Consider the following 11,390-nt stretch of genomic DNA (forward strand, 5'->3'; position numbering starts at 1 on the left):
TCGTCAGGCCTGGGTGGCCAGAACACGGCGCTCCCAGGGGGTAATTTCATCAAAGAAGCTGGTCAACTCCATGGTCTTCGAAGCGACGTAGCCTTCGATGAACTCCTTGCCGAACAGTTCCTTCGCCAATTGGCTACGTTTCAGACGTTCAAGAGCGGCATGCAAGGTACACGGCAACGAAAGATTATCCGGGACTTCGAATTCGCCCTGGATCGCCTCGCTCGGCTCCAGTTCGTTCTCGATGCCATACAAACCGGCGGCAAGACTGGCGGCGATCGCCAGATACGGATTCGCGTCAGCCCCCGGCAAGCGGTTTTCGACCCGACGGGCGGCCGGTGAACTGGCCGGAATGCGCAATCCGGCGGCCCGGTTGTCGTGGGACCAGCAGGCATTGTTCGGCGAAGCATACGGATGGCACAAGCGCTGATAGGAATTCACGTTCGGCGCAAACAACGCGGTGAAATCCGCCATGCCGGCCTGTTGGCCACCAATGAAGTGACGGAAGGTCACTGTCGGTTGGCCTGCCGCATCGCTGAACACATTTCGTCCGTTGCCGATCTCGACGATGCTCTGGTGAATGTGCATCGAACTGCCCGGCGTGTGCGCCAGCGGCTTGGCCATGCACACCACGCTCAGGCCGTGCTTGAGCGCGACTTCCTTGAGCAGGTGCTTGAACAGGAACGTCTGGTCGGCCAGCAGCAACGGATCGCCGTGCAGCAAGTTGATCTCGAACTGGCTGACGCCCATCTCATGCATGAAGGTGTCGCGCGGCAAACCCAGGGCCGCCATGCATTGGTAGACTTCGCTGAAGAATGGCCGCAGACCGTTATTGGAACTGACACTGAACGCCGAATGACCTTCCTCGCGCCGACCGTCCAGGCCCAACGGCGGCTGGAACGGTTGCGTCGGGTCGGGATTGGGCGCGAACACGAAGAATTCCAGCTCGGTCGCCACCACCGGCGCCAGGCCCAGCGCCGCGTAACGGGCGATCACCGCCTTGAGTTGGCCACGGGTCGACAGCTTCGAGCTTTCGCCGGTCAGTTCATCGGCGTCGCAAATGGCCAGTGCCCGCGGTTGCTGGCTCCAGGGCAATCGGTGGATGTGTGCCGGGTCAGGCACCAGCGCCAGGTCGCCATCATCGCTGCCATAAAAGCGTGCGGGCGGATATCCGCCCATGATGCATTGCAGCAGCACACCCCGCGCCATCTGCAAACGCCTTCCTTCGAGAAACCCCTCGGCGGTCATTACCTTGCCCCGAGGCACGCCGTTCAAATCCGGCGTGACACATTCAATCTCATCAATGCCCGTCAATCGCTGTGCGAGTGAACGCTGGCCATCGGTTGTCATGACGCAATCCTTTGTAATTGTGCGAGCCGCGAACGGCGACCCGTACAAAATAGGCTCCGCCTGTTCGGAATATCAAGCAGCGCCACACAAAAAGAAACGTCAGGGCAAACAGAGGCTGAACACCCCACCACCCAACGGCCCGCCGTTGCTGATCCGGGTGCGTCCTTCCACGCCATTGCGCTGATGCAAGGCGGCGATCCGTCCGGCGAAATACAAGCCCAGGCCTGTGCTGCCGCTGCTGTGGTTGATGCCCTGCACATAATCGGCCTGACGCTCGATCATCTCGACCGGATAACCGTCGCCATCATCGTTGATGGACAGCACCAGTTCGCCGGCCTCGTCGCCGACACTGATCAGCAATGACTGGCGGGCGTAACGAATGGCGTTGTTGATGCAGTTGGCCAGCACCGAGGCCACCAGCTCGCGATCGAAGAAACCCAAGGGGCTCAACGGGTCGACTTCATAAGTCGCGACAATGCCGCGACTGGCGAACACTTCCTGATGAGCGGCCAGTTGCGCTTCGATGAAATCATCCAGCTCATGGTAGGCCGGCTGCAACGGCATCTGATTGACGCCCAGTTTGTACAGCCCCAGCAACTGCACCAGCATGCCGTTGAGGTGAGCGAACTCGTACTCGATGACGCCCTGCTCCGGGCTGTGCCGCTCGGGATCGGGCAAGCGGGCCAGCCATTGGCTGTGGGCCTGCATCAGCAGGGTCAACGAGTTCTTCATGTCGTGCACGGTGGAGGCAATCACCGTCGAAAAATCCAGTGCAGAGTTGTCTTGGCTCATCCGCTGAACGCCTTGATTTTCAGTTTCTGAAAGCGCGGATACCGCGCGTCGGTGTCGGGCATCATGCCCACCAGTTTCAGGCAAGCCCGGCATTCATCGAGCTCGGCCGACGCTACGCTGGTATCGGTGCCGTGCAGCAGCGATTGCGCCATGTTAAGGGCGATACTGATGTTCTTCGGTTGCAGCGCCAGCGCTTTGCGAAAGATTGCCCGGGCTTCGACCAGGTTGCCGGTCTTGTACACCTGCACACCCTGCCGGTTGAGGTCGGAGGCCGCGTTGCTCTGGCTGAGGATCGTCGGGTCGTCGGTCAGTTTGGCGATCCCTTGCATCACCACTGGATCGTCACCGTAGATTTCCGCACAGTTTTTCAACATCGTCGCGCCGGCGCTCGCCTGGCCGAGCATTTGCAGCTGCTTGGCCACCAGCAGCGCGGCTTCGGCGCTCATGAACTGCTCCATGCCATCGAGGCGCATCATCGCCTGCTCGGTGAGCTTCTCGGCGGTTTCGGCGTCGTTGAGCAACAGGCTGGTGGCTTTCATCAGGCGCGCACGAATCTGCAGGCCAGGATCAGACGGGTTTTCCTTGGCCACCAGACTGAGGGTCGTATTGATCTCCAGTCGGGTGCGGGTATCCAGGCCTTTCTCGCTGCCTTTGCTGATCAAGGCATGGGCCAGGCCGAGGTTGCTTTCGGCATCCTTGAAGCGTGACTGCGCGCCTTGGGACACGGCCTGGCGATAAGCCTTTGAGGCCGTATCGAAATCTTCGTTGGCCATCGCCAGTTTGCCCAGCAGTGCTTGCCGGCGCACCGCCAGCGGCGACAGGCGAATGGCTTCTTCCAATACTTTCTGCGCGCCCTTGGTATCCCCTTCGGCCACCAGCACATCAGCCATGCCGTCATACAGCGCCGGCATCATCGGAAACACTTTCAGGGCTTTTTCGTAGACGCCTTTAGCCTGGCTGACCTGGCCACGCTTGAACAGCAACTTGCCCAACCCGGCAAACGCCCACGGCAACGGCCGATCGGCAATGATGCTGTCGTAGAGACGTTCCAGCGCTTCGTTTTGATTCAGGTCGCGCAAGGCGTCCGCGCGGTAACGCAGGCACAGCGGCGAATAACGGATGTCCTTCTTGCACAGCTCGATGCAGGCATTGAGCACTTCGAGCGGTTTGCCACGATCGAGCGCTTGCAGGATCGGCTTGAGCAGGTTCTTGCGCTGTTCCAGACGCTCCAGGCGCTGGGCCAGGCCGGAACGGTTGAACGGCTTGGTCAGGTAAGCGTCGGGTTCGTGTTCCAGCGCGCTGAGAACCATGGCCTGGCTGGTTTCGGCAGTGACCATGACGAACACGCTTTCATGGCTGATCAGTTTTTCGATCATCAAGTCTTCGAGGACTTGCTGGCCGTTCTTCTTGCCGTCGCCGAGGTGAAAATCCTGCAGGATGAAATCGTAGGCCTTCTGCGAACACATGCGCAGCGCCTGCTCCCCGGTGTCTGCGGTGTCGACGTCCTTGACCCCCAGTTCACGCAGCATGGACCTGACGGAACTGCGGAAATCCGAGAAATCATCGACGATCAGAAAACTCTTTTGGTGATACGACAGCATCGAAGATTTCCAGGCAATTTGAGAAGAAGACAATGACCGTTCGGGTTATCGGCCAGGAGTGCCGTTCCCTTGAGAACTCCAGCCAATCAAGTGTCTCTAAATATTTGAAGGTGTTATTGAAAAACGGGATTATGCTGCTTTATTGACGCGCTTTTTATAACCGAAGATATCAATAGACCGCAGTCGCCGACTAAGGCAGAAGAAATGACCAGCCCCCCCAGCACTCGGCCCCGGCTCCTGAGCGTAAGGCCCTGAAGCCCAGCACCCTGGATTTTCCAGTGGTAGGCGTTGGAGCGTCGGCGGGCGGGCTGCAAGCCATCAAACTGTTTTTCGAGAACATGCCGCATGACAACGGCATGGCGTTCGTGATCATTCTTCACCTGTCGCCCGATCACCAGAGCATCGCGGACAAGATCATCCAGGAATCGACCCGGATGCCAGTCCTGCAAGTCACCAAAACGGTGCCGATCGAGAAAAACCACGTTTACGTCATCTCGCCGGCTCAGCGGCTGACGATGAATGACGGGGTGCTTGAAGTCGCCAGCAACGACCCGCACGGGTCTCGGCACGCCTCGATTGATCTGTTTTTCCGCGACCTGGCCGAAGTCCACCGCGAGCGCGCTTTCTGCCTGGTGCTGTCAGGCAGTGGCTCCGATGGTGCGGTCGGGCTGTCGCGCATCAAGGAACACGGTGGCATCACCATGGCCCAGGCACCGGAAGATGCCGAGTTTGACGGCATGCCTCGCGCTGCCATCGAAACCGGCAATGTCGATCTGGTGTTGCCGGTGGTGGAAATGCCGCAAAAGCTGCTGGAGCTGTGGCGAAACTCACAGGAAATCAGCCTGCCCACCGCCAACGACCCGGACCTGCAAACGTTCGCCTCCGTGTCCGAGCGTGACGCGGCGCTCGCCGAACAGCTGCTCCATGACATCCTGATCCAGCTGCGCACCGGCACCGGCCATGATTTCAAGCACTACAAGCGCGCGACCGTGTTGCGGCGGATCGAGCGCCGGATGCAGGTCACGGCCCAACCCGACCTGGGTGCCTATTTCCGCTTCCTGCAAAACAATCCCGAAGAAACCAAAGCCCTGCTGGGCGATATGTTGATTGGCGTGACCAACTTCTTCCGTGATCGCGAGGCGTTCGAAGCCCTGGAGCGGGACGTACTGCCGCAACTGGTCAGTGCCGCCGTGTCGGCGCAGCCCGAGAAAGAAGAAATCCGTGTCTGGTCCGCCGGTTGTTCAACGGGCGAAGAAGCCTACAGCCTGGCGATGCTGCTCAACGATCAACTGCAACTGGACGCCAGCAAAGCCTCGCTGCAACTGTTCGCCACCGACATTGACGAGCGCGCCATCAGCATCGGCCGGGCCGGTCTGTATCCGCAAGCGATCGTGACCGATGTGCCGCCGACGCGCCTGCGGCATTACTTCGTCAAGGAAGATGACCACTACCGGATTCGCAAGGAAATTCGCGAAAAGGTCCTGTTTGCCAAACACAGCCTGTTGTCCGATCCGCCCTTTTCGCAGATTGACCTGATCGTTTGCCGCAACCTGCTGATCTACCTGGATCGCGAAGTGCAGCGTGAAATTCTGCAAATGTTTCACTTCGCACTGCGTCCGGGCGGTTTCCTGTTCCTGGGCTCTTCCGAGAGCGCAGACGCTTGCCACGAACTGTTCGCTCCGGTGGACAAGCGCAACCGGATCTTCCGCGCCAAGACCGGCACGGCCAATAGCCGACGTACCCCGACCATGCCCCGTGGCGGTTACGTGCGTACCAGTGTTACCCGCGAGACACCGCAAAGCGCGGTGCAGCGCAAATTGTCCTTCGCCGACATTCATCAGCGCGCCCTCGAACACGCCGCGCCACCGAGCATGATCGTCGATGCCAACGCAGACATCCTGCACATGAGCGAAAGCGCCGGGCGTTTCCTGCGCCATGTGGGCGGTGAGTTGTCGCGCAACTTGCTGACGCTGATCCTTCCCGAGTTGCGTCTGGAGATTCGCACCACGCTGTTTCAGGTCCAGCAGAGTGGCCTGGTGGTCAAATCCCGCGCGGTGCCGATTTCCCGTGAAAACCGGCGCTACAAGGTCGACCTGGTGGCGCAGCCTTATAAGGACGAAGAGTCGGACGGCGAGTTTGTCCTGGTGATTTTCGAAGAGGCCGAAGTCGATCCCTCGGAACAGGCCGCCTCGACCCTGACGCAAACCGAAAGCCAGGTGCTGTCCAACCTTGAACGTGAACTGCAACGCACCAAGTTGCACTTGCAGGACACCATCGAACAATCGGAAGTCTCCAGCGAGGAGCTGAAGGCCTCCAACGAAGAAATGCAGGCAATCAACGAAGAGCTGCGCTCGGCAACCGAAGAGCTGGAAACCAGCAAGGAAGAACTGCAATCAATCAACGAAGAGTTGCTGACGGTCAACTTCGAGCTGAAAACCAAAGTTGAAGAAACCGACAAGATCAACGACTACCTGACCAACCTGATCGCCTCCACCGACATCGCCACGGTGTTCGTTGACCGCAACATGCGGATCAAATGGTTCACTCCGCGCGCCACGGACATCTTCAGCATGTTGCCGGTGGATACCGGACGCTCCTTGCTCGACATCACCCACCGACTGCACTACGACGACCTGGCCCGTGATGCAGCGCTGGTCTTCGAGTCATTGAACATGATCGAGCGTGAAGTCAGCAGCACCGACAAGCGCTGGTACATCGCCCGCCTGCTGCCCTACCGCTCCAGCGAAGACCATATCGACGGGACGGTGCTGACCTTCATCGACATCACCAAACGCCGCGCCGCCGAAGAAGAACTGCGCCTGGGCGAAGAACGCATGCGTCTGGTGGCTGAAAGCACCCGCGATTACGCGATCATCACGCTGGATGAACAAGGGTGATCACCAGCTGGAACAAAGGTGCCGAGTTGATCTTCGGTTATAGCAAGAGCGAAGCAGAGGGCGCTTATTACGACTTTATTTTCTCTGAAGAGGACCGCGCCAGCGGCGTGCCCGAGAAAGAACTGCAGACGGTGCGCGACCATGGGCGCAGCGAGGACGAACGCTGGCACTTGCGCAAGGATGGCAGTCGGTTCTTTTGCAGTGGTGAGGCGACTTTGCTCAGCGGTGACAACCTACGAGGCTACGTGAAGATTGCCCGGGACCTGACCGGCCACAAACGTCAGCACGAAGCGCAAAGCCTGGCGCTGGCCGAGACCCGCAACACCAATTACCTCAAGGACGAGTTCTTCGCGGTCATGTCCCATGAGCTCAAGCACCCGCTGAACCTGATCCAGCTCAACGCTGAGCTGCTGCGTCGCCTGCCGGTGACCAAGTCCGTGGCTCCGGCCGCCAAGGCCGTCAATACGATCTGCGATGCCGTCAATAGCCAGGCCCGGATCATCGATGATCTGCTGGATGTCGCCCGTGTCCGTACCGGCAAACTCAAGCTGCAACCGGTCGCCACCGACCTGGTCAGCGTGCTGCGTGATATCCACAGCGTCGTGGTCAACGAACGGCACGAAACCACGGTCGAGTTGCATGTGCCTTCAGAGCCGTTGATGGTGCATGCCGATCCGACACGCCTGGAACAGATTATCTGGAACCTCGTGAACAACGCGCTGAAATTCACCCCGCCCAATGGCCACGTGCAACTGATCGCCAGCCAGGACGGGAACAGGGTGCGGCTGGACGTCAAAGACAACGGCACCGGCATTGCCGCCGAGAACCTTGAGCACGTGTTCGATCTGTTCGGGCAGGCAGAGAAGCAACATGCCACGCACAACCGTGAAGGGCTGGGGATCGGCCTGTCGCTGGTCCGCCAACTGGCAGAAGCACAACACGGCTCGGTTGAAGTGAGCTCACCCGGGTTGGGTGCAGGGTGCACGTTCAGTGTCTACTTGCCGATGGCCAAGACTGATCATGACGCTCAAACCGCTACGCAGGTCGACGAGGGGGCCGGACGGCTGAGCGGCTTGACCATTCTGCTGGTCGACGACTCTGCCGAAGTGCTGGAAACCTTGAAGATGCTGCTGGAAATGGAGGACGCGCAAGTGATTGCCTTCGACCGTCCGGTGGCCGCGCTGGACGCCGCAAAAGGCACGCACTTCGACCTGATCATTTCGGACCTGGGTATGCCAGTCATGAACGGTCACGAACTGATGAGCGCTTTGCGGCAACTCCCGCTGCTCAGGGATGTGCCGGCCATTGCGCTGACGGGCTACGGTGCCCACAGCGATATTCAGAAATCCCGGCAATCGGGCTTCGACCAGCACATCGGCAAACCGGTGTCCTACGATGAACTGATCGAGACCATCGAGGAACTGCGACGCTCCTCGAGCCTGTCGATCGGCAAATGACTCATCGCAGATAGGCGCGTTGCACACTGATGCGCCGATCAATCGCCTGCCGCAGGCGATCCTTGTGGTCCGCCCACACCCCGGGGTCGACTTTGGTGGCGCGCATCAGCTCAAGCATCGCGGCTTTGGCAGCCAGGTACTCCGACCAGGCGTCTTCGGAGCGGATTTTCAAACGCTCACGTTCGGTCATTTCCATGCGCCGCAGCGCCAGTGTCGGTTCATCGGTAATCACCGGGGCCAACGTCAATTGCACCCGATGCGGCGCGACAAACGCTTGGCTGTCCGCCACCAGCTCTCTTGCCCGCTGAGCGCCCCACTTCAATGCGGAACAATAATATTCACCCACCGCCCGGTCATGAAACTCCTCGCAAATCGCCCCGCCACCGTCAGCGTATATACCGATGAACACCTGAGTGACGCCCCCATTACCGACCCGTGCCTGCACCTCGACCTGCACACCATCGCTGAGCACTTCTTCATGGATGTGGTGAGGTAGCCGGCTGTTGGTCCATAACCAGAAATGTGCACCTCTGTGTCGCATCGCGTCACTCCTTGCATGGTACGAGGAGTAAGGCACAGCAACGATGGACTTGCCATGTAGGTCGTCGGGTCGACGGGCATAAAAAAGCCCCGCTGGAGGATTCTCCGGCGGGGCTTTTTATCACAGCGCAGGGCTGTAAATCAGGTGGTGTCCCAGGGCAGGTTCGAACTGCCAACCTTCCCCTTAGGAGGGTCAATTAATAACCTAGCAGGCTTGAGACAGCACAGCCACTACGGGGCTTTTCGTCCGGTTGCGTCCGTAAAAACGGCGCCGTATAGTTCTTTTTGCTGCCACGGTGCTGTCACGGAGCTGTATTGCTTGAAAACGAAGATCACCCAGAAACTTATCAACAGCTTGGCCACTGAGCCGAAGGCTTACCGAGTGCATGACACTGTACAGCCCGGCTTATTCATACGCGTGCTGCCGAGTGGGCATAAATCGTACATGATCACCTGGGGCCGCAACAAGAATGCCACCCTCGGCCGCGTAGGAGTGGTGACGCTCGATCAGGCGCGCACCGAAGCCGCCCAGTATCTTGCCGATGCGCACGCCCATGGCGAGCCGTTGGCCATCGCTCAGGGGCGGAAAGGTGCCGCCCTGCCCTCCTTGCGCCAGTTCATCGACGACACTTATATACCTTGGTTCAAAACGCACCACAAAGGGCATGAGAAAACCCTGCACACGCTCGACAACAACTTCGAGGCGATCATGCCTCAGCGTCTCGACTCTATCACTGGTCGCGATCTTGAGCAGATCCGCACAGGATGGATGCTGTCAGGCAATAAGCCATCAACGGTCAACCGCAAAATGGGCTCGATCAGCGGCGTGTTCAGCCGGGCCGTTGAATGGGAGTACATCTCCGCGCATCCGCTGGCCAAGCTGAAACAGCTCAAGGTCGACTCCATGGGGCTGGTCCGCTATCTGGATGCCGATGAGACTAAGCGCCTGCGCGAAGCGCTGGACGCACGCCAAGACGAAGCGCGGGCCGAGCGCGAGACTGCGAACAAGTGGCGGGCAGACCGTGACAAAGAATTGATGCCGAGCTTGCTGGAATTGCCCTTCACCGATCACCTGAAGCCCATGGTGCTGGTGTCTCTGAATACCGGAATGAGGCGCGGCGAGTTATTCGACCTGAAATGGTCAGAGGTGAACTTCCCCACTAAGACGATCACCGTTGCCGGCTCCACCACCAAAACGAGCGACACGCGGCATATCCCGATGAACAAGGAAACCTTCGGCGTGCTGGATAATTGGAAAAAGCAGGTAGGAAAGTCTCGATACGTTTTCCCGAGTCAGGCCGGTGGCCGTCTGGAAGATGTTAAAAGTGCCTGGCTCAATCTGCTGGCGCGCGCCAAGATCGAGGGCTTCCGCTGGCACGATATGCGCCATGACTTCGCGTCACGCCTGGTGATGGCCGGCGTACCGCTCAACACGGTACGGGATCTGCTGGGGCACGCCGATATCAAGATGACGCTCCGGTATGCCCACTTGGCGCCAGAAACAAAAGCCGCGGCGGTTGAACTCATTTAGCCAGAGATTGAGCCCGCATACTTTTGTAATCGGCATAGTCCGGCTGAAGCGGCTTGTTGTTTGCCAGAAACCTCACATATTCCTCAACAATTGGCCACTCCTTCTCTACCAGGGCAAGGTTCACCCGAGGCTGCATTCGCGGCTTGAACCCAAACTTCTCTGTCGAACCGTTCAAATCCCCGAAAACATCGAACTCCCCATCGAAATAGTTATCGCCATTGATAAACATAGCGACCTTCGATAACTCCTCTCCGGCGAAATCAGGCCCGAGCGTTCCTGCGCGGAGCTTGTAGAGAGTTTCATTCTCCGACCAGATCGCAGTGAATGCGACCATGAAACTTATTTTTCCCAGATCCTTTTGCGGAGCTTTAAACGGGTTCGTGATGGTTCGGTCATTCATCCCATTCTCAAGGCATAACTCTAGGATCTTCACGATTTTCTCGTTGCTAGATGCCGCCAGCAGTTCAAGCGCAGCTTTAAGGTAGGGGTCGACCCTCGCCGATAGAACAACCTTCTTCGAACGATTTGCCATTTACTCGCCTCGCGATGTCTACAAACTTTTTGCTTGCAGATGATGTTACTTACAAATAGGATGTTTACGTCCGGACCAGTATCGTACAGTCCGCCCCACCGATCAAGGACAAGCTAATGAACAACCCCGAACACATCGCACCTCTTGCAGTTAGCGTGGAAGACGCTGCCCGCGTGGTTGGCTATTCAAGGTCAGGAGTTTATGAGCTCATCGCTTCTGGCGACCTTAAGGCTTTCAAACTCGGACGGCGACGTCTGATTTTGATGACTGAGCTCAAGGCTTGGATTGAACGCGCAGCAAAGGCAGGCGCCCGGTGAACGCGGTAGCGGTCGAGGGAGCAAAATTGGCTGGGATGTTCCCTAGAAGACCGGCCCTAGGACTGGCTTTAGTAGAAAGAAGTGTCGAGCCAGTGTTCGTACCACTGACTCGACTGTCGCACAGCAAATCTGAGCAGACCGCAATGCAACCGCCAAAGCATATCACCATCCATTTGATAGACCATAAGGGCGCGATCCTTGATAGGCACAGCTTGTCGAAAACGACACGTTTGATTGACCTTGAGGCACTCCGCTGTCGTGGCGTCTCTAGAGTGGAAGTACCGCGTACTATCCCCACTAAGCAAGATATGTACCCCGCTGAAGGGGCAGGCTACAGCGCTCAGAAAAACAAAAATGAAGACTTTGGAATCGCAGG

The 11,390-nt window shown here is 58.4% G+C and carries 7 protein-coding genes and 1 pseudogene; 3 read left to right on the top strand and 5 right to left on the bottom strand.

Annotated elements, in window-relative coordinates; translation table 11 throughout:
• Positions 1-3: 3 nt before the first annotated feature.
• From HP062_RS12590 to HP062_RS12600, 3 genes are all read right to left on the bottom strand, one after another.
• On the bottom strand, positions 4-1,245 hold the full coding sequence (locus HP062_RS12590; protein WP_172792572.1) for a glutamine synthetase family protein: 1,242 nt from the start codon (positions 1,243-1,245) through the stop codon (positions 4-6).
• Positions 1,246-1,446: 201 nt separating this feature from the next.
• A complete protein-coding gene (locus HP062_RS12595; protein ID WP_077749187.1) occupies positions 1,447-2,139 on the bottom strand; it encodes a sensor histidine kinase KdpD in 693 nt (230 codons plus the stop codon).
• The gene (locus HP062_RS12600) at positions 2,136-3,740 is read right to left on the bottom strand and encodes a tetratricopeptide repeat-containing response regulator (RefSeq protein WP_010457175.1); all 1,605 of its coding nucleotides are present in this window, start codon (positions 3,738-3,740) and stop codon (positions 2,136-2,138) included. The genes HP062_RS12595 and HP062_RS12600 overlap by 4 nt, the downstream gene beginning before the upstream one ends.
• A 251-nt stretch (positions 3,741-3,991) precedes the next feature.
• Between HP062_RS12600 and HP062_RS12605 the strand changes: the two are divergent.
• Positions 3,992-8,094: pseudogene (locus HP062_RS12605) on the top strand (CheR family methyltransferase).
• Position 8,095: 1 nt separating this feature from the next.
• On the opposite strand, the gene HP062_RS12610 reads toward HP062_RS12605, so the two are convergent.
• Positions 8,096-8,635: a hypothetical protein gene (locus HP062_RS12610; protein ID WP_172791474.1), complete on the bottom strand. Its 540-nt coding sequence runs from the start codon at positions 8,633-8,635 to the stop codon at positions 8,096-8,098.
• Positions 8,636-8,953: 318 nt separating this feature from the next.
• Here HP062_RS12610 and HP062_RS12615 point away from each other — a divergent pair, with 318 nt between their 5' ends.
• Positions 8,954-10,165: a site-specific integrase gene (locus HP062_RS12615; protein WP_172791475.1), complete on the top strand. Its 1,212-nt coding sequence runs from the start codon at positions 8,954-8,956 to the stop codon at positions 10,163-10,165.
• Here the strand turns inward: HP062_RS12615 and HP062_RS12620 are convergent.
• Entirely contained in the window at positions 10,158-10,697 is a 540-nt protein-coding gene (locus tag HP062_RS12620; RefSeq protein WP_172791476.1) for a hypothetical protein, read from the bottom strand. The genes HP062_RS12615 and HP062_RS12620 overlap by 8 nt on opposite strands.
• Positions 10,698-10,813: 116 nt before the next feature.
• Here HP062_RS12620 and HP062_RS12625 point away from each other — a divergent pair, with 116 nt between their 5' ends.
• The gene (locus tag HP062_RS12625) at positions 10,814-11,014 is read left to right on the top strand and encodes a helix-turn-helix domain-containing protein (RefSeq protein ID WP_172791477.1); all 201 of its coding nucleotides are present in this window, start codon (positions 10,814-10,816) and stop codon (positions 11,012-11,014) included.
• The last annotated feature ends 376 nt before the right edge of the window (positions 11,015-11,390 follow it).

It is taken from the genome of Pseudomonas sp. B14-6 (genome assembly GCF_013260315.1).
Lineage (GTDB): Bacteria > Pseudomonadota > Gammaproteobacteria > Pseudomonadales > Pseudomonadaceae > Aquipseudomonas > Aquipseudomonas mandelii.